Annotated in this window: 21 protein-coding genes, 1 tRNA gene and 2 rRNA genes; 11 read left to right on the top strand and 13 right to left on the bottom strand. The window is 61.3% G+C overall.

The genetic code is table 11. From position 1 onward, the window contains the following. Positions 1 to 114: 114 nt before the first annotated feature. Entirely contained in the window at positions 115 to 462 is a 348-nt protein-coding gene (locus NMG46_RS05745; RefSeq protein ID WP_254816739.1) for a GFA family protein, read from the top strand. Here the strand turns inward: NMG46_RS05745 and NMG46_RS05740 are convergent. Beyond that, a complete protein-coding gene (locus NMG46_RS05740) occupies positions 459 to 1,682 on the bottom strand; it encodes an MFS transporter (RefSeq protein ID WP_254816738.1) in 1,224 nt (407 codons plus the stop codon). The genes NMG46_RS05745 and NMG46_RS05740 overlap by 4 nt on opposite strands. Before the next feature lie 90 nt (positions 1,683 to 1,772). On the opposite strand from NMG46_RS05740, the gene NMG46_RS05735 reads away from it, so the two are divergent. Beyond that, the gene (locus NMG46_RS05735) at positions 1,773 to 2,744 is read left to right on the top strand and encodes an AraC family transcriptional regulator (RefSeq protein ID WP_254816737.1); all 972 of its coding nucleotides are present in this window, start codon (positions 1,773 to 1,775) and stop codon (positions 2,742 to 2,744) included. 125 nt (positions 2,745 to 2,869) lie between these two features. On the opposite strand, the gene NMG46_RS05730 is transcribed toward NMG46_RS05735, so the two are convergent. From NMG46_RS05730 to NMG46_RS05695, 8 genes are all read right to left on the bottom strand, one after another. Continuing rightward, complete coding sequence (locus NMG46_RS05730) at positions 2,870 to 3,151, bottom strand: hypothetical protein (protein WP_254816736.1); 282 nt, start codon at positions 3,149 to 3,151, stop codon at positions 2,870 to 2,872. Between the two features lie 246 nt (positions 3,152 to 3,397). Continuing rightward, positions 3,398 to 4,501, bottom strand: coding sequence for an ABC transporter ATP-binding protein (locus NMG46_RS05725; RefSeq protein WP_023675181.1), 1,104 nt, complete (start codon positions 4,499 to 4,501; stop codon positions 3,398 to 3,400). Then, positions 4,501 to 5,604 carry an ABC transporter ATP-binding protein gene (locus tag NMG46_RS05720; RefSeq protein ID WP_254816735.1) on the bottom strand — a complete coding sequence of 368 codons (1,104 nt, stop codon included), beginning with the start codon at positions 5,602 to 5,604 and terminating at the stop codon, positions 4,501 to 4,503. Before NMG46_RS05720 ends, NMG46_RS05725 begins: the two co-directional genes overlap by 1 nt. Continuing rightward, positions 5,601 to 5,822: a hypothetical protein gene (locus NMG46_RS05715; protein ID WP_254816734.1), complete on the bottom strand. Its 222-nt coding sequence runs from the start codon at positions 5,820 to 5,822 to the stop codon at positions 5,601 to 5,603. Before NMG46_RS05715 ends, NMG46_RS05720 begins: the two co-directional genes overlap by 4 nt. After that, a complete protein-coding gene (locus NMG46_RS05710) occupies positions 5,819 to 6,778 on the bottom strand; it encodes a carbohydrate ABC transporter permease (protein WP_023722316.1) in 960 nt (319 codons plus the stop codon). The genes NMG46_RS05715 and NMG46_RS05710 overlap by 4 nt, the downstream gene beginning before the upstream one ends. A gap of 1 nt (position 6,779) precedes the next feature. Then, positions 6,780 to 7,685 carry a carbohydrate ABC transporter permease gene (locus tag NMG46_RS05705; RefSeq protein ID WP_254816733.1) on the bottom strand — a complete coding sequence of 302 codons (906 nt, stop codon included), beginning with the start codon at positions 7,683 to 7,685 and terminating at the stop codon, positions 6,780 to 6,782. A gap of 92 nt (positions 7,686 to 7,777) precedes the next feature. Continuing rightward, on the bottom strand, positions 7,778 to 9,094 hold the full coding sequence (locus NMG46_RS05700; RefSeq protein ID WP_254816732.1) for an ABC transporter substrate-binding protein: 1,317 nt from the start codon (positions 9,092 to 9,094) through the stop codon (positions 7,778 to 7,780). 393 nt (positions 9,095 to 9,487) lie between these two features. Continuing rightward, on the bottom strand, positions 9,488 to 10,150 hold the full coding sequence (locus NMG46_RS05695; protein ID WP_254816731.1) for a TetR/AcrR family transcriptional regulator: 663 nt from the start codon (positions 10,148 to 10,150) through the stop codon (positions 9,488 to 9,490). A 106-nt stretch (positions 10,151 to 10,256) separates the two neighbouring features. Here NMG46_RS05695 and NMG46_RS05690 point away from each other — a divergent pair, with 106 nt between their 5' ends. The 3 genes from NMG46_RS05690 to NMG46_RS05680 are packed head-to-tail and all read left to right on the top strand — an operon-like array spanning position 10,257 to position 12,754. Further along, on the top strand, positions 10,257 to 11,453 hold the full coding sequence (locus NMG46_RS05690) for a Tm-1-like ATP-binding domain-containing protein (protein ID WP_254816730.1): 1,197 nt from the start codon (positions 10,257 to 10,259) through the stop codon (positions 11,451 to 11,453). 11 nt (positions 11,454 to 11,464) lie between these two features. Beyond that, complete coding sequence (locus tag NMG46_RS05685) at positions 11,465 to 12,304, top strand: phosphoenolpyruvate hydrolase family protein (protein ID WP_254816729.1); 840 nt, start codon at positions 11,465 to 11,467, stop codon at positions 12,302 to 12,304. A 24-nt stretch (positions 12,305 to 12,328) separates the two neighbouring features. Continuing rightward, entirely contained in the window at positions 12,329 to 12,754 is a 426-nt protein-coding gene (locus tag NMG46_RS05680) for a cupin domain-containing protein (RefSeq protein WP_254816728.1), read from the top strand. 6 nt (positions 12,755 to 12,760) lie between these two features. On the opposite strand, the gene NMG46_RS05675 is transcribed toward NMG46_RS05680, so the two are convergent. Next, positions 12,761 to 13,948 (bottom strand): Xaa-Pro peptidase family protein, encoded by a 1,188-nt coding sequence (locus NMG46_RS05675; protein WP_254816727.1) that lies wholly within the window; start codon positions 13,946 to 13,948, stop codon positions 12,761 to 12,763. Between the two features lie 363 nt (positions 13,949 to 14,311). On the opposite strand from NMG46_RS05675, the gene NMG46_RS05670 reads away from it, so the two are divergent. The 6 genes from NMG46_RS05670 to NMG46_RS05645 all read left to right on the top strand — a co-directional run bounded on the left by NMG46_RS05670 (position 14,312) and on the right by NMG46_RS05645 (position 20,130). Then, positions 14,312 to 15,922, top strand: a complete 1,611-nt coding sequence (locus NMG46_RS05670) for an ABC transporter substrate-binding protein (protein WP_254816726.1) — start codon at positions 14,312 to 14,314, stop codon at positions 15,920 to 15,922. A gap of 273 nt (positions 15,923 to 16,195) precedes the next feature. Further along, the gene (locus tag NMG46_RS05665; RefSeq protein WP_254816725.1) at positions 16,196 to 17,182 is read left to right on the top strand and encodes an ABC transporter permease; all 987 of its coding nucleotides are present in this window, start codon (positions 16,196 to 16,198) and stop codon (positions 17,180 to 17,182) included. Further along, positions 17,179 to 18,009 (top strand): ABC transporter permease, encoded by an 831-nt coding sequence (locus NMG46_RS05660; RefSeq protein ID WP_254816724.1) that lies wholly within the window; start codon positions 17,179 to 17,181, stop codon positions 18,007 to 18,009. The genes NMG46_RS05665 and NMG46_RS05660 overlap by 4 nt, the downstream gene beginning before the upstream one ends. Further along, the gene (locus tag NMG46_RS05655) at positions 18,006 to 18,839 is read left to right on the top strand and encodes an ABC transporter ATP-binding protein (RefSeq protein ID WP_254816723.1); all 834 of its coding nucleotides are present in this window, start codon (positions 18,006 to 18,008) and stop codon (positions 18,837 to 18,839) included. The genes NMG46_RS05660 and NMG46_RS05655 overlap by 4 nt, the downstream gene beginning before the upstream one ends. Beyond that, on the top strand, positions 18,836 to 19,627 hold the full coding sequence (locus tag NMG46_RS05650) for an ATP-binding cassette domain-containing protein (protein WP_254816722.1): 792 nt from the start codon (positions 18,836 to 18,838) through the stop codon (positions 19,625 to 19,627). Before NMG46_RS05655 ends, NMG46_RS05650 begins: the two co-directional genes overlap by 4 nt. After that, on the top strand, positions 19,624 to 20,130 hold the full coding sequence (locus tag NMG46_RS05645) for an L-2-amino-thiazoline-4-carboxylic acid hydrolase (protein ID WP_254816721.1): 507 nt from the start codon (positions 19,624 to 19,626) through the stop codon (positions 20,128 to 20,130). The genes NMG46_RS05650 and NMG46_RS05645 overlap by 4 nt, the downstream gene beginning before the upstream one ends. Before the next feature lie 564 nt (positions 20,131 to 20,694). On the opposite strand, the gene NMG46_RS05635 is transcribed toward NMG46_RS05645, so the two are convergent. The 3 genes from NMG46_RS05635 to NMG46_RS05625 all read right to left on the bottom strand — a co-directional run bounded on the left by NMG46_RS05635 (position 20,695) and on the right by NMG46_RS05625 (position 23,919). Then, positions 20,695 to 20,771: transfer RNA gene (locus NMG46_RS05635), tRNA-Met, on the bottom strand. Between the two features lie 130 nt (positions 20,772 to 20,901). Beyond that, positions 20,902 to 21,016 (bottom strand): 5S ribosomal RNA (rrf, locus tag NMG46_RS05630). A 96-nt stretch (positions 21,017 to 21,112) separates the two neighbouring features. Beyond that, positions 21,113 to 23,919 (bottom strand): 23S ribosomal RNA (locus tag NMG46_RS05625). Positions 23,920 to 24,104: the final 185 nt, after the last annotated feature.

Here is a 24,104-nt window from a genome sequence, read left to right as displayed (position 1 = left end):
GTGTCGGACTCCGCACGCTTGCAACGTCTTAAGATAGCAGCCGGAAACTGGCCGCAGGAGACATAGCCCGGCACGGTCGGATTTGCACCTGTCGAACCGAAGGAGAAAGGCCCGATGCTCTACCAAGGCAGCTGCCACTGCGGCAAGGTCGCGTTCGAGGTCGAAGGCGAGCTGACCGGAGCCGTACGGTGCAATTGCTCGATCTGCTCGCGCAAGGGTGCACTGCTATGGGCAGTGCCGCATGGAAGCATGCGGGTGCTTGCCTGGGGCGATGATCTCGGCCGCTACAGCTTCGGCAACCATGTCATCGCGCACCGCTTCTGCCGCAGCTGCGGCATTCACCCCTTCGCCGAGGATGTCGGCGAAGGGAGCGGGCGAAGTGCCTATATCAATATTCATTGTATCGAGGCGTTGGACGTCGCCGCCGTGCCGGTCTTCGACTTCGACGGCCGTTCCGTTTAGGCCTTGGGATCGTCGATCGGCTTGGGGCCAAGGAAGAACGCCGCCAGTGCCGCAAGCAATGTCGCCGCCGCGCAATAGGCGAAGGCGCTGGCAACGCCGGTATTGTCGACCAGCAGGCCGCCCAAGACGGCGCCCAACGCGATGGCGACCTGGAACGTCATGACCATCAGCCCGCCGGCGCTTTCCGCCTGATCGGGGGCGGCTCGCACCAGCCAGGTCTGCAGCCCGACTGGGACGGCGCCAAAGGCAAAGCCCCAGCTGGCCACTGCTATTGCAGCCACGACGGGTGAGCCTCCGACCACCAGTAGCAGGAGCGCTGAAGACGCGATCAGCAGAGGCGCCAGACTGACGGCTGCCTTGAGGCTGCGCTCGGCAATGAAGCCGCCGGCAAAATTGCCGAAGAAGCCACCAATGCCGTAGGCGAGCAGCACAAGCGAGATCGTCTCGATGTCCAGCGCGGGCACCTTCTCGAGAAACGGGCGGACATAGGTGAAGCCGGCAAAGTGTCCCGAGGCGACCAGCAACACCACCAGCAGCGCTACTCTGATCATCGGCCGCTTCATCACTTCCAGCAGCGTGCGAAAACCTGCTGTACCTGCCGGCGGCAGTCGCGGGATGGTAGCCACCTGTACCAGAAGCGCCAGCGCGCCGACCACGGCAGCGATCACGAAGGCCGTCCGCCATCCCCAGATGTCGCCGACATAGGCGCCGACCGGAGCAGCGCAGACCGTCGCCACCGAAACGCCGGTGAGGATGATCGACATGGCGCGCGGCATCAGCCGCATTGGGACGAGCCGCATCGCCATGGCCGCCGACATCGACCAGAAGCCGCCGAGACTGATCCCGAGCATGATGCGGGCGATCAGAAGAACAGGAAGCGACGACGCAAACGCGGCCACCAGGTTTGACAGCACAAGCAGCACCGTCAGCGCCCACATGACCAGCCTGCGGTCCAGCCGCTTGGTGACAATAGCCATGGTCGGCGCCGCAATCGCGCCAATGACGGCCGTTGCCGTTACCGCCTGCCCGGCGGCGCCTTCGGTGATGCCGAGATCCTGCGCAAGCGGCGTCAGCAAGCTGGCCGGCAGAAATTCTGCGGTCACCAGGCCGAAGACTCCGAGCGCCAGGGAAACCACCGCCCCCCATGCGGGCTCGGATCGTTCGCCAGTTTCCGATGGATCGAGAACGGCGTCCATGACGCCTGTCGCGGGTTCGGTCATGAGGGATCTCCGGTCTGTTGCAGCGCAGCATTTGACTGCGATGCAACATAAGGAGTGACTAGCTGGAGTTTCCATGCTAGGAACACCATTATGTTTGACCGTTCGTCCAAAATCCCCGTAACCGGCGATCCGCTGACGGACATACTGCGTGGATTGCGCCTCGAAGGCGTCGATTACGGCCGTTGCGAGATGAAGGAGCCTTGGGGCATCCATTTTCCCGCTCAGGCGGCAGCACGGTTTCATTTCATCGGCCGCAAAGGCTGTTGGTTGCTGCAGCCGTCCGGCGAATGGGTCGAGCTCAAGGCGGGCGACGCTGCCTTGTTGCCGCGCGGCTCAGCTCACACGCTGGCGAGCGAGCCGGGTATCGAGGCGGCGCCGATCCACGGCTATGAGGTCGAGGAGATCTGCAAGAATGTCTATTGCATGTCGAATGACGGCGTGCCCGGCTGCCGTCCGGGGACCTTGCTGTTTTTCGGCAGCATGTATTTCAATCTCGATGGCTTGCACCCCTTGCTGGGCATGATGCCGGACGTGATGCGCGCACATGAGTTGGAAGCCTATGAACCAGGTATCCCACATTTGCTGGAAGCGATGGCCCGCGAGGTGACGATGGAGCGCGTCGGCTCCGGCGGCATCCTGGCGCGGCTGGCCGATGTGCTTGCCGCGACCGTCATCCGCTCATGGGTCGAGCGCGGCTGCGGCGACTCTTCCGGATGGATCGCGGCGGTCAGGGATCGCGAGATCGGCCGGGTGCTGGCCGCGATCCACCTGGAACCGAACCGTGACTGGACGGTGGAGGCTCTGGCGAAGATGATGGGTGCCTCGCGATCGGGTTTCGCCGAGCGCTTCGCAACCATTGTCGGCGAAACACCGGCAAAGTACGTCACGCAGGTGCGGATGCACCAGGCGAGGCAATGGCTGGTCCGCGACCGGCTCAAGATTTCCGTCGTCGCGGCTCGCCTCGGCTACGAATCCGACGCCTCCTTCAGCCGCGCCTTCAAGCGGGTCATCGGATCGCCGCCCAGCCATTTCCGGGCCGAGGAACAGGCGGAGATCCGCTAATGCATGTCGCGCAAAAGTGTGCAGCGGTTTTGCGATAACGACGTGCATCAAAACAAGAATCTAAAGCGCGTCGCATGAGGCCGGTCGAACGCGACGCGCTTTAGGCCGGCTAAACGTTGGCCGGCTTATTGCTCGGTGATACAGGCCGAGCCGGCACTGCTCTTGCAATATTTGCCGGAGGCCCCGCACCTGCCATCCGAGACTTCGACGACGGTGCCGCTCAACAACAGTTTGCAGTCGCTGGTGGACAGATTGACCGTGCCGTTGAGGCCCTTGATCTTCTTGGCGTCGACCTTCGCACCGGCGACGACTTTCTTGGCTGCCTGCGCCTCGCCCAGATGCGCCGCCAACAATCCCATACCGGCGACAAGCAGGATCGTCGCAAAAGTGCGGAACAGATTTCCCATAGCCAACCCTCCATTTCGGGCCTCCAAATTGGGCTTGCAAAGCCCGTTTGGGACCAAAGGATCAGCCTATTCGACAAATCGGAGCATCCGCATCCCCCGCACGGGGATGACGGGAAGACTCGAGCATTTCGCACCAAATGGAGTCACGTAGCGTCGCACAAATGCGGCTAAAACACATAGATGGAGCGGGAAACACGGTTCAATTTGAAACGCATCCCGCTCCAGCGGCAGTAAAGAGGCTTGTACTTAGCCGGCGTGCCGCAGGCTTATTCCGCTGCCCTTGTCGAACAGCACCACCTTGTCCGGGTTCCAGGCAAAGCGCACCGGCTGCTCTATCTGGACGTCGGTCCTGGCCGGCACGGTGGCGCGCAGCATGGCGTCGCCGACCCGCAGCGTCAGGATCTTCTCGACGCCATGGTTCTCGACATCGTGGACCCGCGCCTCGACCGGCGCGCCGGTCTCGAGATAGACGTCCTCGGGACGAATACCGAAGACGAGCGGGCGACCGTCGGTCGCCGCGCCCGTCTTGGCACCCCCCGAAGTCTTGGCACCCCCCGCAAACGGCAATTCGAAATTGAGCGGCGCCATCACCGCACGTCCGTTGACGAGCTTGCCGTCGATGAGGTTCATCGGCGGCGAGCCGACGAAGCTTGCCACGTAGGTGTCGCGCGGATTGTTGTAGATCTCGTACGGCGTGCCGGTCTGGACGATGCGGCCATGGTTGAGCACGCCGACCTTGTCACCCATCGACATCGCCTCGATCTGATCGTGCGTCACGAACAGGAAGGTGGCGCCAAGCTGCATCTGCAGGTTCTTCAATTCGGTGCGCAGCGCCTCGCGCAATTTGGCGTCGAGCGCCGACAGCGGCTCGTCCATCAGGAATACCCGCGGCTTGCGCACGATGGCGCGGCCGATCGAGACGCGCTGCATCTCGCCGCCTGAAAGCCTGTCGGTCTTGCGGTCGAGCAGATGCTCGATCCGCAGCGTCCTGGCCGCGCGGTCGACACGATCCTTGATCTCGGCATCGGGCAGCCGGCGGATCTTCGGCTTCAGCGGAAATTCGAGGTTCTGGCGCACCGTATAGCGCGGATAGAGCGAATATTGCTGCAGCACCAGCGCCACGTCGCGCTCGGCCGCGCCCCAGTCGGCGACATCGACGCCATCGATGAAGACCTGGCCTTCGCTCGGTTTTTCCAGGCCGGCAATCATGCGCAGCGTCGTCGTCTTGCCGGCGCCGGTCTCGCCAAGCAGGACGAAGAACTCGCCATCGGCGATGTCGAGATCGAGCCCGGTCAAGGCGGTGTGGTTACCGAACTTCTTTGAGATGTTCTTGAGCTGGATGTGGGCCATCAGAGTCTCACTCCCAGCGATTTGCCGCTCGCCGTGTCGAAGAAATGCGCCTGGCTGGGATCGATTCTGACGAAGACCCTTTCGCCGGGGCCGCTGATGAAGCCGCTCTTGGTGCGCGCACGCAGCATTTTGGAGCCGACCTTGAGGTCGACGATGTCGAAGGACCCGAGCGGCTCGACGATCTGCGTCTCCACCGGCAGGAATCCCTCGGCGGCTTCGCGGCGGACGAGGACGCCTTCCGGCCGGATGCCGAGCGCGAGTTGGCTGCCGGCATGGCCGTTGAGCTTCGACAGCAAGGCGCGCGGGAATTCGAAGCCAGCGGCCGCATCGCCGACCGTGACCGAGGCCAATGAGGGTTTCTCGGTCACCGAAGCGTCGGCGACGTTCATCACCGGGCTGCCGACAAATTGCGCGACGAAAAGATTCGCCGGATGCGAATAGACCTCGTCCGGCGAGCCGACCTGCTGCAGTACACCTTCATGCATGATGACGATGCGGTCGGCGAGGCTCATCGCCTCGATCTGGTCGTGGGTGACATAGATGCTGGTCGAACCCTGCTTGATGTGCAGCCGCTTGATCTCGGCCCGCATCTCCTCGCGCAGCTTGGCATCGAGCGCGCCGATCGGCTCGTCCATCAGCATCGCCTTCGGCCGCCGCACCAAGGCCCGGCCGATCGCCACGCGCTGCATGTCGCCGCCGGACAGCGCCGACGGTTTCTTGGCGAGGAGATCGCTGATCTGCAGCGTCTTGGCGACCGAGCGCACCTCGCTGTCGATCTCGGCCTTGCTCTTGCGCGTCGCTCTCAGCGGAAAGGCGATGTTCTCGTAAACGCTCATATGCGGATAGAGCGAAAACGATTGGAAGACCATGGCGATGTCGCGGTCGGCGGCCTTGAGGTGCTGGACCGGCTTGCCGTCGATGAGGATGTCGCCGCCGTCGATCGTCTCCAGCCCGGCAATCGCCCTGAGCGTCGTCGTCTTGCCGCAGCCCGACTGGCCGAGCAGCACGATGAACTCGTTGTCGTCGATCTTCAGGTTGAGGTCCTTGATGACCTGGACGGCGCCGAAATATTTCTGGACGCCGCGAAGCTCGATCTGGGTCAATGCTGTGCCCCCGGATTTGTCCCTTGCCCGGTGCCGGCCTTCTCCTCCGGCGCGATCTTGGAGGTGATGTTGAAGCCAATCAGGCCGATCAGGATGATGGTCACGCCATAGCTGTGCAGCAGCATGTGCCATGGCTGGCAGAGCGCTATGATGCCGAGCACCATCAGCACCTGGCTGCCCGGTTCGAGATATTTCTGGTTGATGTCGCGAAAGCTCATTTGCGGATCGCTCCGAAGGACATGCCGCGCAGCAGGTGGTTGCGGAGCAGGAAGGTGAAGATCGCGACCGGCAGCAGGAACAGGAAGGTTCCGGCGGCGATCACCGTCCAGTCCGGCAGGCCGGCGCCGACCTGGCTGGGAATGAAGGGCGGTGCCGTCTGGGCGCGGCGGCTGGTCATGATCAGGGCGAAGGCATACTCGTTCCACGCCGTGATGAAGCAGAACACGGCGGTGGCGGCGATGCCGGTGGCGGCCTCGGGCAGCACGATCTTGAAGAAGGCCTCCATGCGCGTGTAGCCGTCGACGAGCGCCGCCTCTTCATACTCCTTCGGGATTTCGTCCATGAAGCCCTTCATCAGCCAGACCGAGAAGGACAGGTTGAAGGCGGTGTAGAGAATGATCAGGCCGACATGGGAATCGTTGAGCCCTACCGCCCGGTACATCAGGAACATTGGGATGGCGACGACCACCGGCGGCAGCATGCGCGTCGACAGGATGAAGAAGAGCAGATCCGCCTCTCCCTTCACCTTGAAGCGCGAGAAACCATAGGCGGTAAAGGTGCCCATGCCGACGGCCAGGACGGTCGAGGTTATGGCGACGATCAGCGAGTTCATGAAACGGCTCGGATAGCCCGACCACTGCACCTGGCCCTTGCCGTCGCGCACGATCTTTTCGCCGCCATTGAAGACGACGCGCTCCCACCACGGCGCAGCCGCGTACTCCTCCGGCGACGGCGGGCTGCGCAGCTGCGAACGCTTGGTGAACAACTTGACGAAGGGCGATATCTCCGGCTGGAAAACCACCGTCGGCGGAATGGTGGTGGCGAGATTGCGCGGCTTGAAAGCCGTCGAGGCGATCCAGTAGATCGGCGCCAGGAAGATGATCGTCACCAGCAGGACAGCGACGATGGCGACCCGGTTGAAGGTGATTTCGGAAGAAGTGCGGACTGCGGCCATCTCAGCGCTCCTTCACCTTGTTGAGATATTTGACATAGATGTTGGTGATCGCCAGCACCATGATCAGCACGATGTAGGCGAGCGCGCATGAACGCCCGGTCTGCCATTCCTGGAACGCCATCTTATAGAGCCGGATCGAGATCAGCTCGGCCGTCGGCTGGCTGGTCAGGATGTAGGCGAGGTCGAAGGTCTTGAACGCCTCCATGGTGCGGAAGATGACCGCGATCATCAGGATCGGCGCAACCAGCGGCAGCGTTATGCGGAAGAAGGTGTAGAACGGCCCGGCTCTGTCGATCGCGGCTGCCTCGTAGAGATGCTTGGGCACAGCCGACAGGCCGGCCAGCGACAACAGCATAACAAAGGGCGACCACATCCAGATGTCGGTCAGCGCGACCGCATAGAGCGCCATTTTCGGATTCGACAGCCATTCGAAGGTGCCGAGGCCCAGCGCATAATTGATGATGCCGAAGGACGGATCGTAGAGCAGCTTCCAGAACAGGCCGACGACGGCCATCGACAGCATCATCGGCAACAACAGAAGCGTCGTCAGCAGGCCCTTGAGCGGAATGTCGCGGTTGAGCAGCATGGCCACGCCGAAGCCGACGAGCAGCTGGCCGGCGACCGAGATGATGACGTATTTCGCGGTGATGGCGAAGTTGGACCAGACATAGGGATCGCTGAGCAGGTCGCGATAGTTTTGCAACCCGACGAAATTCGCTGCCGCGCTGGTCGAGGCTCGGAAATCGGTGAACGAATAGCCCAGCGAATAGATCAGCGGGAAGATGTTGAAGACGATCAGAAACAGGATCGTCGGGATGATGAAGAGATTGCGGATCGAAATGTCGCTTAGACCGCGAGCGGCGGCCCGCGAGGACCTGTCCAGCGTGGTGATCATTGTGGTCGCCAAGACCCTGCTCCCAGTTCAGAAATCAGAAAGATTTCAAAAATCAGAAAAAGAAACGGAGGAGGCACGAACGCCCCCTCCGTGAAACTGCATGCTTATTGGCCGCGGCCGTATTTCTTGAAGGTCGCGTTCCAGTCGGCTGCCAGTGCGTCCAGCGTCTCCTTGGCGGTGCCTTCGCCGCCGATCATGTAAGGATAGATGCGCTGGTTGAGCTGCTGCAGCAGTTCGGCATATTCCGGAACCGCCCAGAAGTCCTTGACCTTGAACATGGTCTCGTAGAACGCCTTGTTATAGGGTGTGGCGTTCTGGAATTCGGGCGACTTAAGCACGGCGGCACTGCAGGTGTAGCCGCCAAGCGCTGCCCATTTCTTCTGGGTCTCGTCCTTGATGAACCATTCCAGGAACTTCGTCGCCTCTTCCTGCTTCTGCGAGTAGGAAACGATGGAGATGCCCTGACCGCCGAGTGCAGCGAACTGGTCGCCGTTCGGGCCGGGAGGATTGGCGAAGAAACCGGTGTTCTTGGCATTCGGGTTCGACGCCTCGTTGATCAGCGAGGGGAAGAACGCGAAGTAGTTCATGCTCATCGCCGCCAGGTTTTCAGTGATCGCCTGGTTGTCCTCGACGAAGAACGACTTGGCCCAGCCCGGGGGTGTGAACTTGTAGAGTTCCTTGTAGGCGTCGAGCGCCGCGATCGCCTTGTCGGAGTTGATGAAGCCATCGACCTTGTAGGTCTTATAGTCACCCAGCTCGCCGCCAAAGGAGAATAGCGCGTTTTCGAAGCCCATCGCCATCGCGTCATAGGAATTGTCGGTGTAGATGGCTATGCCGTATTTCTTCTGGTCCGGACGGTGGAAGAATTCGGCGATGTCGCGCAAAGCCTTCCAGTCCTTCGGCACGTCGAGATCGTAGCCATACTTGGCCTTGAAGGCTTCCTTTTCCTTGGGGTCTTCGAACCAGTCCTTGCGATAGGACCAGCCGACGGCGTCGCCTTCGAGCGGAATGGCCCAGTATTTGCTGCTGCCGCCCGGATATTCGGCATAGTATTTCACCGTGGCCGGTGCCATCACTTCACCGACCTTGTGCTTGTTGAAGAAGTCGGTCAGGTCGACATAGTGGCCACCGGTCGAGCCGGCACCGAGCCATTGCGAGTCGCCGACGACCATATCGTAGGCGTCGCCATGGGCGTTGAACTCGGTGAAGGCCTTGGTCTGGAAGTCGGGCCACGGTGTGGTTTCCACCGTGATCTTGACGCCGGTTTCCTTCTCGTACTCGTTGCCGAGTTCCTGCAGGTAATTGGCCGGATCCCATTCCGCCCAGAAGATTGTAAGTTCCTTTTCCTGCGCGTAGACGGACGTTCCGCAGGCGAGCACTAGGCCGATACCAGCAAGCAAGCTGGTCATTGTCTTGCGCATAATGATTTCCTCCCTTGTGCGCATTCTACCTTGTCATGCGGGCCGGCGGCGAGGCCGGCCCTGGTAGTCCTCCCGTGACGGCACCGTTCCGGTTTTTGAGCCTCCTCGTTCGACCGAAACGGATATTACCCTTCACCCTTTTGATCCGCTTTATTTGTCCTGATCTGGTATTACCAATTCCAGAGGAACGTCAAGCCCTTTCTTGGACGGCGACAGACACGCAGACAAGTTGGTTTCTGCGATATCTGCCTGTTTTCCCTGAATTTTCCTACTCTTTGATACATAAATGCCTTGCTTGGACCGCTGCATCGGTAGTAGCATGAATAGTCAGGTTGAAAATCTGGTCGAACCAGATTGACGTTATCTAGCGGCCGACGTCGGCGCGATCCCATCTCATTCAGTCACCGATTCCGTCACCGCCGCGCGCACCAGAGCGCCGGCCGCCCATTGCGCGACCGACATCCTGCGGCGGCTATCCAGTCCCCATATATCCTTCAAAACGATCAGCACCTCAACGCCGAAGATCAGCGACAGCGCCTGCGCGAGCCGCTTGAATTCGCGCGGCGGCAACTGGCCCTTGAGTGGCGCGATCGCATCCTTCAAAAGCTCGATGCGATGGCCGCGCGTGAAGGCCGGTTCGCCGCCCAGCGTGCCTGCCTGTCGCTGTGCCCACTGGTCGAGCGACAGTTTCAGCGCCGCCTTGAACGTCGCTTCGAAGGCCTCGATGCGTGGCATGGCGGTGTCGAACAGCTCGGCCACCCGGCGCTCCGGATCGGCAGAGCTCGATTGCCAGGTAAGGATCGGCCCGAGCCCTTCGTCGACCACCGCCTGCACCAGCGCCGCCTGGCTCGGAAAATACCGATAAGCGGTGGCGCGCGAGACTTCCGCTGCTTCCGCCACCTCGCTGACGGAGGGCGTGGCGCCCGCCTGCATCAGCTTTGTCGCCGTCTCCAGCATCAGCCGCTTGGTGCGCGCGCGGGCCCCGCGCTCAGCCCGCGGGCTGGCGCCTTGGCCGGCGTCGTCGTTCACTGTCGCTTGTTGACGTGAGACATCCATGTCAATACGATACGCGCGTCTCAAAAAATTGCAATGGCCCTTCGCCCATCGAACGGCCAGGCAAAGGGGCGGCAGCGCCGAACACGCCCAAGACCGGGGAAACGCGATGAAGCGCATCTATGTGGTGGGCACCGCCGACACCAAGGGCGAGGAACTCGCATTTCTGTACGATGCGGTCGCCGCTACCGGCGCTTCGATTGCCCGTGTCGACATCGGAACACGCGGCGCGACCGTGCCGGTCGACATCTCGGCCGACGAGGTCGCCAGCCACCATTCCGAGGGTCGCAATGCCGTGCTCGGCGTCGACGATCGCGGCACCGCTGTGGCGGCAATGGCTGCCGCCTTTGCCCGGTTTGTTCAATCGCGCAGCGACATTGCCGGGATTGTCGGCATCGGCGGCGGTGGCGGCACCTCGATCATCACCGCAGGCATGCGCACGCTGCCGCTCGGCCTGCCCAAGATCATGGTTTCGACCTTGGCTTCCGGCGACACCGGACCTTATGTCGACATCTCCGACATCATCATGATGCCGTCGGTGACCGACATGGCCGGCCTCAACCGGCTTTCCCGTGTCGTGCTGCACAATGCCGCCCAGGCGATATCAGGCATGGCGGCAAAGCCGGCGCCGCCGGCCGACGGCAGACCCTCGATAGGCCTGACCATGTTCGGCGTCACCACGCCATGCGTGACCGCGATCGCCGATGAGCTTCGTTCGACCTATGACTGCATGGTCTTTCATGCCACCGGAACCGGCGGCCGCACCATGGAAAAATTGGCCGACAGCGGCCTGTTGTCCGGCGTCATCGACATCACAACAACCGAAGTCTGCGACTTGCTGCTTGGCGGCGTGCTGCCGGCGACCGAAGATCGCTTTGGTGCCATCGCCCGCACCGGGCTGCCTTATGTCGGCTCGGTGGGCGCGCTCGACATGGTCAATTTCTGGGCGCCGCCGACAATTCCGGAACGCTATCGCGGCCGGCTGTTCTATGAGCACAATCCAAACGTCACACTGATGCGCACCACTGCCGACGAAAGCAGAACGATCGGCGAATGGATCGGTACAAGGCTGAGCCTCTGCCCGGGTCCGGTTCGTTTCCTCATTCCGGAGAAAGGCGTGTCGGCGCTCGACATCGAAGGCGGCGCCTTCTTCGACCCTGAAGCCGATGCCGCATTGTTCGAGGCGATCGAGCGTACCATCAAACGCGCCAAAACGCGGTGCGTGCTGCGCCTGCCGCTGCACATCAACGATCCGGAATTCGCCTGGGCCGCCACAACGGCCTTCCTCGACATCGCCAGACAGTGAGACACCAAGACATGGCCGCCATTCCGCGCAAGAAAATCCTGGAGAAATTCCGCATGATGATTGCGGATGGCGTGCCGATCGTCGGCGGCGGTGCCGGCACCGGCCTGTCGGCCAAGGCCGAGGAAGCTGGTGGCATCGACCTGATCATCATCTACAATTCCGGCCGCTACCGCATGGCCGGGCGCGGCTCGGCCGCCGGCCTGCTCGCCTATGGCAACGCCAACGAGATCGTCAAGGAGATGGCCTACGAAGTGCTGCCGGTAGTGAAGAAGACGCCGGTGCTGGCCGGCGTCAACGGCACCGATCCCTTCGTCATCATGCCGCTGCTTTTGGCCGAGTTGAAGACGATGGGCTTTTCCGGCGTGCAGAATTTTCCGACCATCGGCCTGTTCGACGGCCAGATGCGGCGGAGTTTTGAAGAAACCGGCATGGGCTTCGAGCTCGAAGTCGACATGATCGCCGAGGCTCACAAACTCGACCTGTTGACCACGCCCTATGTCTTCAACCCAGACGAGGCGCGCGCCATGACAACAGCCGGCGCCGACATCGTCGTCGCCCATATGGGGGTGACCACCGGCGGCTCGATCGGCGCGACGTCGGCTAAATCGCTGGACGACTGTGTCAGCGAGATCGACGCCATCGCCAAAGCGGCACGCTCAGTGCGCGAGGACATAATTCTGCTTTGCCATGGTGGGCCGATCTCGATGCCGGACGACGCCAGATATATTCTCGAGCGTTGCAAGGGCCTGCACGGGTTCTATGGCGCCAGTTCGATGGAGCGGCTGCCGGCGGAAGCCTCGATCGCCAGGCAGACGGCGGATTTCAAGGCCGTCACGTTCGGCGCTGCGTAGAGACCAGCAAAAGAAGGTGGGACGATGACCGACAACAGCAAGGTATTCGTATATCCAAAAGACGTCAGCGTCTTCGGCTTCGACTGGGGCAGGCTGTCGGTGACGGTCGCTCCCGAAGTGAACGGCGCAAAGCGATTTTCCGGTGGTGTCGTCGACCTCCCGTCGGGCAAGGGCCATACGCGTCATAACCATCCGGGTGCGGAGGAGATCATCTTCGTCATCTCAGGCAATGGCGAGCAGATGGTCGAGGACGAGAAAGGCAACCCGGTCGTCGAGAAGGTCGGCCCCGGCTGCACCATCTATGTGCCGGAAAGCCGCTTCCACTCGACGCTTAATACCGGCGACGGGCCGATGCAGCTTTTCGTCGTTTACTCGCCGGCCGGGCCGGAACTGGCGTTGCGCGACCTGCCGGATTTCAGGCTGCTACCGCCAAGCGGGGAACTGAGATAGAAGCGCCTAACCCCCGCCCCTGTTCCAGCCCCGGCCCCGGTCGCCGAACATCACGTACCCTGTGTCGGTGACCGCCACCGTGTCCTCCAGCTTGATGAAGCCGCGCGTCGGGTGGAGCATGGTCGTCTCGACCGAAAGCACCATGTTCTTCTCCAGCGGCTTTGCGGCATAGGTGCCTTCATAGGTCACCGGATGGTTGGTCATCAGGAACGGCGCTTCATGCGTGATCAGCCCCATGCCATGCGCGAAGAAATCGGTATAGGGCGCAACCTTCGACTTCTTCAGCACACCTTCGGCATGAGAAATCATGTCACCGCCCAGCGTGCCCGCCTTGACCCTGGAGAAGGCCGCCTGCTGCACTGTCTCGATCTCGGCCAACAGATCCTCGAGTTCGGCGTCAGGCTCGCCCAGCACGCCCATGCGGCAAAGGTCGCCGATATAGCCGTGGTAGTTTCCGCCGGAATCGATCGACATCACCTCGCCCCGTTTCCACGCCTGCGGCGAGGCGGCGCGGTTGTGGCTGGAGCCTAGCGTCAACAGGCAATATTCGAAATGCGCGCCGCGATTGGTCTCCTCGCGCCTGAGCTGTTCGATGATCTCCCTCTTGGTCGTGCCTTCGCGTGCCCAGCCGATGGTCGCCAGCATGGAATCGGTGATCAGCTCGGAGGCGATGCGCAGCTTCTCCAACTCGGCCTCGGTTTTGATTGCCCGCATGCGCTCCAGCATATCAGTCGCATCGATCAGCTTGGCATCCGGCAGCGCGTTACGGATTAGCATATAGGCGTCGGACGGCAGGAAGGCGGGCTCGATGCCGATGCGGGCATTGCCCTTGCCGATCTTTCGCAAATGCTCGACCGCCAGATTGGCGGCATCGAGCGTGCCCCAGCAGGCGGCATGCAGTGTCGGCGTCCAGAATGGATGGTTCTGGTGCTCGCCGCCTTCCATGCGGTTGCCGATATAGGCGGCATGCTCCGGCCCACCTTTCTCATAGACGACGACAGGCAGATAACGGCTGTGGCCGATCGCATCCATGGCGGCGAAGAAGATGAACTTGTACCCACCAAGCAGATATTGCGTGTTGTGCTTGGAGGTGGCGAGCAGCACGTCGATGCCGGCCTCCTCCATCAGCCCGTCCACCCTGGACTGGTCGAACGGCACGCCGCCGACGGCATTCTTGCCTGGGGCAATGTTCATGTCTCTCTCCCTGAAATCCTTAGCTGGCCGCTCGCCGGCACCGGCTTTTCCGGCTCTGAACCTCGGCTATGCTTAAATCTGCATCATTTTGCCCGATCTGGTCCAGCCAGAACGGGCGAACCGGCCCAAAGCTGGTCCACCTGCTGCACTTTACTCCAGTCTGGGTCCTGCCAGAACCGCGCATCGAACCGTTTCTATACAACTGGTCCAACGGACGGAAATTTCAAAGCCACGTGAGGATGCGCCAATTCCGTCTTTGGCGAAACCCCGCACAAGGCCCATAATCAGCTTTGCAGGATGCTTACGAGCGTCCGAGGGGTACGGCGGACCCGGCCGGGTCCGCGGAGAGGACGGAGTTCGATCATGCCAGAGTTCACCATTTCCAGACGTACGATGCTTGCGGGTTCGGCATTGCTGCTGGCCTCCACCGCGATGCCGACGATCGGGTCGGCGCAGACGCCGAAAAAGGGCGGACGACTGGTTGTCGCCGCTGATTCCGAGCCGCGCAATCTCAATCCGGCGATCGTCGCCTCGAACGGCGTCTTCTTCATTTCGAGCAAGATCGTAGAACCCTTGGCTGAGGCCTCCTTTGACGGCAAGGACGGGCTCGATCCGCGCCTGGCGCTCAGCTGGGAAGGTGCCGCCGACGGCCTGTCGGTCACGTTCAAGCTGCGCGAGGGCGTCAAATGGCATGACGGTAAACCTTTCACCTCCGGCGATGTCGCGTTCTCGGCGCTGCATATCTGGAAGCCGCTGCAGAATCTCGGCCGCACCGTGTTCAAGGATCTGGAGGCGGTCGACACGCCGGACGAAGCCACCGCCGTGTTCAAATTCGCCAAGCCGACACCGTTCCAGCTGATCCGCAACGCCTTGCCGGCGCTGAGCAGCGTTGTACCCAAGCACATCTACGAGACCGGAAAGATCGAGGACAACCCGGCCAACAACGCCCCGGTCGGCACCGGCCCGTTCAAATTCGCCGAATACAAACCCGGCGAATATTACCGGCTGGAGAAGAATACGGATTATTGGGGCAAGGACGAGCCCTATCTCGACGAGATCATCTATCAGGTGCTGCCGGACCGCACAGCAGCGGCCAGCGCGCTCGAGGCCGAAGAGATCCACCTCGCCGCCTTCTCCGCCGTGCCCCTCGCCGATCTCGACCGCATATCCAAAGTGCCCGGCCTCAAGGTGATCACCAAGGGTTATGAAGGGCTGACCTACCAGCTCGTCGTCGAGATCAACCATCGCCGCAAGGAGCTGGCCGACCTGAAAGTGCGCCAGGCGATCGCTCACGCCATCGACAAGAATTTCGTCGTCAAGACGGTGTTTCTCGGCTATGCCGCCACCGCCACTGGCCCGGTGCCGAAAAACGACCCGCAATTCTACACCGCCGACGTGCCGACGTACGCCTTCGACGTAGCCAAGGCCAACACCTTGCTGGACGAGGCCGGCTACAGCCGAGGCGATGACGGCAAGCGCTTTTCACTGAAACTGCTGCCGGCGCCCTATTTCAACGAGACCAAGCAGTTCGGCGACTATCTGCGCCAGGCGCTCGCCGCCGTCGGCATCGACGCTCAGCTGGTCAACAACGACTCGGCCGCGCATATCAAGGCTGTTTACACCGACCACGCCTTCGACCTTGCGGTCGGGCCGCCGGTGTTCCGCGGCGATCCTGCGATCTCGACCACCATCCTGGTGCAGAGCGGCATTCCAGACGGCGTGCCCTTCTCCAACCAGGGCGGCTATAAGAACGCCGAACTCGATGCCCTGATCGCCACGGCATCGGAGACGCTCGACACCGCCGCCCGCACCGAACTCTACAAGGAGTTCCAGAGAAAAGTTGCCGCCGACCTGCCACTGATCAACGTCGCCGAATGGAGTTTCATCAGCGTCGCACGTGATACGGTCAAGAACATCGCCAACAATCCGCGCTGGGCGGTATCGAACTGGGCGGACACTTGGCTGGAGGGGTAAGGAAGTCTCTCCAGACTTGCGCGCCGCTTGTGTGGGTGCTCAAGCTTCAACGATGAGAGCTTTTTCGCGCCCCCCTCTGTCCTGCCGGACATCTCCCCCACAAGGGGGGAGATCGGCTGTCATTGTCGCTTTCGCCAATCTCCAGCGTTGCAAGACGGCCGGCAACGCCGAAGCTGCCAATCTCCCTCCTTGTGGGGGAGATGTCCGGCAGGACAGAGGAGGGCGCCGTAGAGCCCGGCACCGAAGACTTGGCTCTCCTATCGGCGTTACGCCATGACCCGCGCTGTCATCCTCGTTCGCCGCCGTCTCGTCGGCAGCATCTTCGTGCTGCTGATTGTCGTCATCGGCACCTTCCTGTTACTCGAAGCCGCTCCCGGCGACGCGGTCGATGCCTACATCGTCTCGACCGGCGGCGACGCCGGGATGATCGAGCTGTTGCGTCACCGCTGGGGTCTCGACCAGACGGAACTGACGCGGCTCGCCAATTATCTTTGGGCGCTGCTGCATCTCGATCTCGGCCAATCGGTCACCTTTTCGCGGCCGATCCGCGACGTCATCCTCGAGCGCCTGCCCAACACGCTGCTGTTGATGGGCAGCGCCACCGCGCTCTCCTTCGGTCTCGGCTCGGCGCTCGGCATCTATGCCGGCGCCAGGCCCGGCAGTTTTCGCGATCGCTTTCTGTCCGTCGGTTCGCTGGCGCTCTATGCCGTGCCGGGCTTCTGGCTTGGGCTGGTGCTGATCATCGTCTTTGCCGTCGACCTGCGATGGTTTCCGATCGGCGGCATCGAGAGTATCGCCTCGGCCCGGACCGGCCTCGATCGCGCCGCCGATATCGCCCGCCATCTCGTCCTGCCGGTTTCGGCGCTCGGCTTCATCTATCTCGCGCTCTATCTGCGCATGATGCGCGCCGGCATGGCCGAGGTCTGGCGACAGGATTTTGTGCTGGCCGCCCGCGCCAGGGGACTTTCCCGCCGCCGCATCGTGCTCGCTCACGTCGCCCGCAATGCGCTGTTGCCGCTGGTCACCATGCTTGGCCTGCAGTCCGCGCAAATGTTGGGCGGCAGCGTCGTCATCGAAAGCGTCTTTTCCGTGCCAGGCCTTGGCCGGCTGGCGCAGGAAGCGGTGGCGGCACGCGACACGCCGTTGCTGCTCGGTATCATTCTCATCAGTGCCGTCCTGGTCGTCATCATCAACCTTCTCGTCGACATCGCCTACGCCTTCCTCGATCCGCGCGTCGGCGCCAGTGAGGCCGGCGCGTGAGCCCGCTTCGCCGCTTTCTTCGCACCCCGGAAGCGATCGCCGGCGCGGTCATCCTGACGGCGCTGGCTGCCGTGGCGCTTGCCGCACCTTTGTTCTTTCCGAGCGATCCGCAGGCCATTGCCGGGCCGGCATTGCTGTCGCCGTTCCAGGACTGGTCGCTGCCACTCGGCACCGACCGTCTCGGCCGTGACGTGCTGGCCGAGCTTTTCCATGGCGCCCGCACCTCGCTGGCGGTCGGCCTGGCAGCAGCAGCCACCGCGCTTGCCGTCGGCGCCGTAATCGGCACGTTGGCCGGTTTTGCCGGCGGCCTTGTCGACGAGGTGCTGATGCGCATCACCGACGCTTTCCAGACCGTCCCAGCCTTCCTGCTGGCTTTGGCTTTCGTCAGCATCGTCGGGCCGTCGCTCGGCGTCGTCGTCGCTGCGATCGCGCTGGGCGCCTGGACCGGACCGGCACGCGTGGCGCGGGCCGAAGTGCTGTCGATCCGCGAGCGCGATTTTGTTGCCGGCGCCCGCGTCATCGGCATGCATCCGCTGGAGATCGCCCTTCGCGAGGTGCTGCCCAACGCGCTGCCGCCGGTACTGGCATTGTCGTCGGTGATCGTCGCCGCGGCTATTCTCACCGAAGCGGCATTGTCTTTTCTCGGCCTCGGCGACCCCAACCGCGTGACCTGGGGCGGCATGATCGCCGAAGGCCGCGCCGTGCTGCGCACCGCGCCCTTCCTCTCGATCGTTCCGGGAATAGCACTCGTGCTGACCGTGCTCGGCGTCTATCTCGCCGGCGAAGGCGTCGTCGAGACCGCGGCGGTGAGAAAGAGCCTGTCGTGACGGCGCTTGCTTCGATCCGCAATCTGACGGTGACCTATCGCCGCGAAGGCGCCGAGGTGGCGGCGCTGAGACATATCAGCTTCGATGTCGCCGCCGGCGAGCGCCTCGCCATCATCGGCGAGAGCGGCTCGGGCAAGAGCACGTTGGCGCTGGCGATTGCTGGGCTGCTGCCGGCCACTGCCAAGATCGGCGGAGCGATCGAGTGGCAGATGACGGAATTTCGATCGTCTCATGCGAAAGATCGTCAGTCTTTCCTTGTTCTCAATAGCCTTCCTCTCAGAGGCCGTGATATCGGCTTCGTTTTCCAGGACCCATCCGCCAGTCTCGATCCGGTCATGCCAATCGGCAAGCAGATCGCGGAAGTCGCGCGCACCCATCTCGGACTTGACTGGCGACACGCCTATGCCAGAGCAAAAATCTTACTCGAACGCGTCCGTCTGCCCGACCCCGATGCCGCTTTGCGCGCCTTTCCACATCAGCTCTCCGGCGGCCAGAAGCAGCGCGTGGCGATCGCCGCCGCGATCGCGGCCGGGCCGAAACTGCTGATCGCCGACGAGGCGACCAGCGCGCTAGACACCATCGTGCAGGCCGAGATCGTCGGGCTGATCCGGCGACTGGTGTCCGAGGACGGCATGACGCTGCTGTTCATCAGCCACGACATCGGGCTGGCCGCCGAACTGGCAGAGCGCATCGCCGTGTTCCGGCATGGCGAGCTGCTCGAGCTAGGTGCGACGGCGCAGGTGATCAGTGCGCCGCGTCACGCGTACACAAGGGCGCTGCTCGACGCCAATCTCGGTCTCGACGCCGAGCCGCTGCTGCAGCGAACATGACCAGTCCGCTGCTCGCCGTTTCCGGCCTGACCAAACGATACAGTAGCGGCGGCAAGATCATCGCCGCGGCCGACGATGTTTCCTTCCACATCGAGCATGGCGAGACGCTGGCGCTGGCCGGACCTTCCGGCAGCGGCAAATCGACGATCGCTCGGCTCATACTGCGGCTCATCGAAGCCGATGCTGGCCGAATCGAATTTGAAGGCAGTGATTTCCTGTCGTTGAACGGCGCCGCGTTGCGCGACCGGCGCGCTCATCTGCAGATGGTGTTTCAGGATCCGCTCGCCGCCTTGAACCCACGCGCCACGGTGGCGCGTGTGCTCGACGACCCCTTGCGCATCCATCACATCGCCTCTCGCGCCGAACGCCCGCGCCGTATCGTCGCTCTGCTGGAACGCGTCGGCCTCAGCGCCGGTCTCGCCGGCCGCGCCATTCACGAAATCTCCGGCGGTCAGCGCCAGCGCGTTGCAATCGCCCGCGCCATCGCCACGAAACCGTCGCTGGTCGTGCTCGACGAGGCGGTGTCGGCGCTCGACGTTTCGGTGCGCGCGCAGATCCTGCGGCTGCTGCTCGACCTTCAACGCGAGGAGCGCATCGCCTATCTGTTCATTTCGCACGATCTCGGCGTCGTCCGTGCCATCGCCCACCGCATCGCCATTCTGGACGGCGGGCGGATTGCCGAGAGCGGCGATGCCCGCACCGTCATCGACGCGCCGCAATCCGCGATCGGCAAGGCGCTGGTGGCGGCAGCGCCAAAACTGTCGAGGATCGAACGGGACGCATCATGACCGACGCCGAAGCCCGAGCCGAAAAACTGTCGCGCGAACTCGATTCCGCCTTCCGTAACCGCGCCGATCTCTATCGTCTGTTGCTCGATGAGCTAACTGCGGAAGTTGGCGCGGAAAAGGCTGAGGCGATCATGATCCGCACCATTGAACGGCGAGGCAGGGAAGTTGCGGCGGCGGCCTTCGCCGATTTCGGCCCCAACGACGCACCGGCGATCGGCGAGGCGTTCCTGGCCGTCAGCCCGGATGGCGGTCGCATGTATCCGACCGACGTCGAACGCGGTCCGGACCGCATCGCCTTCAAGGTCAGGCGCTGCCCGCTGAAGGACGCCTGGCTCGAAGCCGGCGTCGACGACGAGAAACTCGCCACGCTCTGCCGCATCGCCGGCGCCTTCGATCGCGGCCTGTTCGAGGCCACCGGGGTACGCTTCGACAATGTCACCTGGACACCGGGCCACGGTTTCGGCTGCTGCCACATCGCTTTGACCAACCGGGATGCCGGTTAGAGCTGCAACTCGAGCCATGCCGGCGAAGACGTAGAGTTCCGTTCCCTTGGGCAGCACGGAGCCAACAAAAACTCCCGGCGGCATAAGGCCACGGCAATCAAATCAGTCCGAGATTTGTCGGATTGCGGCATCCTTGTTCGTCTTCTGTAGGGGAGTTCCTGGAGGTGAATTATGAGCGCATTGCCGGTAGTCAAAACGAGACGCAAAGGCAAGACCCATACGCAGAGCATGCTGATCCCAACCGAGAAAATGGTCGCTGACGAGCTCCGGGCTGCACGACCTGGCCACTTGTCGGACCTTGCAGAGCTACGACGTAAGCTCGCGGCAAAATACGGAGCAGACGCCTGCTGCCCGGTGACTGTGCGGCGGCACTTGGTGCATATCAGTCAAGACGGCAGCGCGCCCTTTTGGCGCGTCGTAAATCCCGATCGGCCATTCGCCCGACGTATGAGAGGTGGATCGGAGCACATACGCGAAAAATTGGCGGCGGAATGCTAAGTGTCCTGTCGCGGCACTTCAGCGCATACGAAAACGGCCCGCACAAGGCGGGCCGTTTTCGTATTTTGGTTGCGGGGACAGGATTTGAACCTGTGACCTTCAGGTTATGAGCCTGACGAGCTACCGGGCTGCTCCACCCCGCGTCAACCCTAAAGGTAAGCCTTGGCTCACCGTATTCAAGCTTCCGCCAAATGAAAAGGCCGCTTGCGCGGCCCGGAGTCCCGTTGGCGGGCCTGTTTGTAAGGAGAAGATTAAACAACGTGCGCTTGGCAGACCTGGCAGCGACCTACTCTCCCGCGTCTTGAGACGAAGTACCATCAGCGCTGGAGCGTTTCACGGCCGAGTTCGGAATGGGATCGGGTGCAGCCGCTCCGCCATAACCACCAGGTCGGCAAAACGCACGTTGCTCGAGAAGCTGTTTTCTGTGCCATCCATCTCGGCGCAATCGAAGGATTGTCGCCAGAAATGGGCATTAGGAATGAGAACGATCAAGCCGATCGAACTATTAGTACCGGTAAGCTTCAAGCGTTGCCGCTCTTCCACACCCGGCCTATCAACGTGGTCGTCTTCCACGGTTCTCAGGGAATACTCGTTTTAAGGTGGGTTTCCCGCTTAGATGCCTTCAGCGGTTATCCCGTCCGGATATAGCTACCCTGCTATGCGGCTGGCGCCACAACAGGTCCACCAGAGATCCGTCCATCCCGGTCCTCTCGTACTAGGGACAGATCCTTTCAATATTCCTACACCCACGGCAGATAGGGACCGAACTGTCTCACGACGTTCTGAACCCAACTCACGTACCGCTTTAAATGGCGAACAGCCATACCCTTGGGACCTGCTCCAGCCCCAGGATGCGATGAGTCGACATCGAGGTGCCAAACAACCCCGTCGATATGGACTCTTGGGGGTCATCAGCCTGTTATCCCCGGCGTACCTTTTATCCGTTGAGCGATGGCCCTTCCACGCGGGACCACCGGATCACTATGACCGACTTTCGTCTCTGCTCGACTTGTCAGTCTCGCAGTCAGGCAGGCTTATGCCATTGCACTCAGCGAACGATTTCCGACCGTTCTGAGCCCACCATCGCGCGCCTCCGTTACTCTTTAGGAGGCGACCGCCCCAGTCAAACTACCCACCATACATTGTCCCGGACCCGGATAACGGGCCGCGGTTAGACATCCATAGTGATAAGGGTGGTATTTCAAGGGTGGCTCCACCTGAGCTGGCGCCCAGGTTTCAAAGCCTACCACCTATCCTACACATGCCACTACGAATGCCAATGTAAAGCTATAGTAAAGGTGCACGGGGTCTTTCCGTCTAACCGCAGGAACCCCGCATCTTCACGGGGAATTCAATTTCACTGAGTCTATGCTGGAGACAGCGGGGAAGTCGTTACGCCATTCGTGCAGGTCGGAACTTACCCGACAAGGAATTTCGCTACCTTAGGACCGTTATAGTTACGGCCGCCGTTTACTGGGGCTTCGATTCAGAGCTTGCACCCCTCCTCTTAACCTTCCAGCACCGGGCAGGCGTCAGACCCTATACGTCGTCTTGCGACTTCGCAGAGCCCTGTGTTTTTGATAAACAGTCGCTACCCCCTGGTCTGTGCCACCCTCCCATGCTTGCGCATGAAAGGGTCACGCTTCTTCCGAAGTTACGCGTGCAATTTGCCGAGTTCCTTCAGCATAGTTCTCTCAAGCGCCTTGGTATACTCTACCAGTCCACCAGTGTCGGTTTCGGGTACGGTCTATAAGGAGGAGCTATTTCCTGGAACCACGCAGCAGCCCTTTCAATCCGATAAGATTGGACTACCTCAATGATCCGTCACTTCCTCCAGGCCCACGAATATTAACGTGGTTCCCATCGTCTACGCATTTCTGCCTCGACTTAGGGGCCGGCTAACCCTGCTCAGATTAGCTTTAAGCAGGAACCCTTGGACTTTCGGCGGGGGAGTCTCTCACTCCCCTTACGTTACTCATGTCAGCATTCGCACTTCTGATACCTCCACCACCCCTCACGGGTATGGCTTCATCAGCTTACAGAACGCTCCGCTACCGCTTGCATTGCTGCAAACCCTAAGCTTCGGTGTATGGCTTTAGCCCCGTTACATTTTCGGCGCAAAGACCCTTATTTAGACCAGTGAGCTGTTACGCTTTCTTTAAATGATGGCTGCTTCTAAGCCAACATCCTGGTTGTTTTGGGATCCTCACATCCTTTCCCACTTAGCCATAACTTGGGGACCTTAGCTGTAGGTCAGGGTTGTTTCCCTTTTCACGACGGACGTTAGCACCCGCCGTGTGTCTGCCGACTATTACTCCCAGGTATTCGGAGTTTGGTTAGGTTTGGTAATCCGGTGAGGACCCCTAGCCCATCCAGTGCTCTACCCCCTGGGGTATTCGGTCGACGCTCTACCTAAATAGATTTCGCGGAGAACCAGCTATTTCCGAGTTTGATTGGCCTTTCACCCCTAGCCACAAGTCATCCCGAACTATTGCAACAGTTATGGGTTCGGTCCTCCAGTAAGTGTTACCTTACCTTCAACCTGCTCATGGCTAGATCACTCGGTTTCGGGTCTAATGCGACGAACTGAACGCCCTATTCAGACTCGCTTTCGCTGCGCCTACACCTATCGGTTTAAGCTTGCTCGTCACACTAAGTCGCTGACCCATTATACAAAAGGTACGTGGTGACCCAGGACGAACCTTGGGCTCCCACTGTTTGTAGGCAATCGGTTTCAGGTACTATTTCACTCCCCTTGTCGGGGTGCTTTTCACCTTTCCCTCACGGTACTAGTTCGCTATCGGTCATGCACGAGTACTTAGGCTTGGAGGGTGGTCCCCCCAATTTCAGACAGGATTTCACGTGTCCCGCCTTACTCGAGGACGATGATTTGCATTACGCGTACGGGGCTGTCACCCACTATGGCCCTACTTTCCAGAAGGTTCCGCTTGTCTCATCATCGCCACTGGCCTGGTCCGGGTTCGCTCGCCACTACTTCCGGAGTCTCGGTTGATGTCCTTTCCTACGGGTACTTAGATGTTTCAGTTCCCCGCGTTCGCCACTTTACCCCTATTTTATTCAGGGTAAGTTACCTATTATCGATACTTGGAAACCACAGCAGCAAGTCGCCCTGCTGCTCTGATTTTCCAAGTACCTTAGGTGGGTTTCCCCATTCGGAAATCTACGGATCAAAGGGTATTCGCACCTCCCCGTAGCTTATCGCAGCGTATCACGTCCTTCATCGCCTGTGCATGCCAAGGCATCCACCAATTGCCCTTAAGACACTTGATCGTTCTCATTGCCAATGCCCACCTGCGCGATCTCGAAGAGATCGTCGCTTCAGCGAAATCCTGTGCGGGATTATCGCTGGATGTCATTGGCACAAAAAGACCAGCTTCTCGAGATCGGTTCGAGGGTGCGGTTAGGCAAACCCATCATATGCGGGAGATTGAGCGTCTCCCGCGACAAATCATGAT

The sequence above is a fragment of the Mesorhizobium sp. LMG 17147 genome (genome assembly GCF_024297145.1).
In the GTDB taxonomy this organism is placed as follows: domain Bacteria; phylum Pseudomonadota; class Alphaproteobacteria; order Rhizobiales; family Rhizobiaceae; genus Mesorhizobium.
The sequence above is the reverse complement of the archived record's forward strand: the minus strand, read 5'-3'. Positions and strand labels throughout refer to the sequence as shown.

Bases quoted from the DNA above. Each gene is read 5' to 3' on its own strand.
- NMG46_RS05745 (WP_254816739.1), top strand. From the start codon at position 115: ATGCTCTACCAAGGCAGCTGCCACTGCGGCAAGGTCGCGTTCGAGGTC.
- NMG46_RS05740 (WP_254816738.1), bottom strand. From the start codon at position 1,682: ATGACCGAACCCGCGACAGGCGTCATGGACGCCGTTCTCGATCCATCG.
- NMG46_RS05735 (WP_254816737.1), top strand. From the start codon at position 1,773: ATGTTTGACCGTTCGTCCAAAATCCCCGTAACCGGCGATCCGCTGACG.
- NMG46_RS05730 (WP_254816736.1), bottom strand. From the start codon at position 3,151: ATGGGAAATCTGTTCCGCACTTTTGCGACGATCCTGCTTGTCGCCGGT.
- NMG46_RS05725 (WP_023675181.1), bottom strand. From the start codon at position 4,501: ATGGCCCACATCCAGCTCAAGAACATCTCAAAGAAGTTCGGTAACCAC.
- NMG46_RS05715 (WP_254816734.1), bottom strand. From the start codon at position 5,822: ATGAGCTTTCGCGACATCAACCAGAAATATCTCGAACCGGGCAGCCAG.
- NMG46_RS05710 (WP_023722316.1), bottom strand. From the start codon at position 6,778: ATGGCCGCAGTCCGCACTTCTTCCGAAATCACCTTCAACCGGGTCGCC.
- NMG46_RS05700 (WP_254816732.1), bottom strand. From the start codon at position 9,094: ATGCGCAAGACAATGACCAGCTTGCTTGCTGGTATCGGCCTAGTGCTC.
- NMG46_RS05695 (WP_254816731.1), bottom strand. From the start codon at position 10,150: ATGGATGTCTCACGTCAACAAGCGACAGTGAACGACGACGCCGGCCAA.
- NMG46_RS05690 (WP_254816730.1), top strand. From the start codon at position 10,257: ATGAAGCGCATCTATGTGGTGGGCACCGCCGACACCAAGGGCGAGGAA.
- NMG46_RS05685 (WP_254816729.1), top strand. From the start codon at position 11,465: ATGGCCGCCATTCCGCGCAAGAAAATCCTGGAGAAATTCCGCATGATG.
- NMG46_RS05680 (WP_254816728.1), top strand. From the start codon at position 12,329: ATGACCGACAACAGCAAGGTATTCGTATATCCAAAAGACGTCAGCGTC.
- NMG46_RS05675 (WP_254816727.1), bottom strand. From the start codon at position 13,948: ATGAACATTGCCCCAGGCAAGAATGCCGTCGGCGGCGTGCCGTTCGAC.
- NMG46_RS05670 (WP_254816726.1), top strand. From the start codon at position 14,312: ATGCCAGAGTTCACCATTTCCAGACGTACGATGCTTGCGGGTTCGGCA.
- NMG46_RS05665 (WP_254816725.1), top strand. From the start codon at position 16,196: ATGACCCGCGCTGTCATCCTCGTTCGCCGCCGTCTCGTCGGCAGCATC.
- NMG46_RS05650 (WP_254816722.1), top strand. From the start codon at position 18,836: ATGACCAGTCCGCTGCTCGCCGTTTCCGGCCTGACCAAACGATACAGT.
- NMG46_RS05645 (WP_254816721.1), top strand. From the start codon at position 19,624: ATGACCGACGCCGAAGCCCGAGCCGAAAAACTGTCGCGCGAACTCGAT.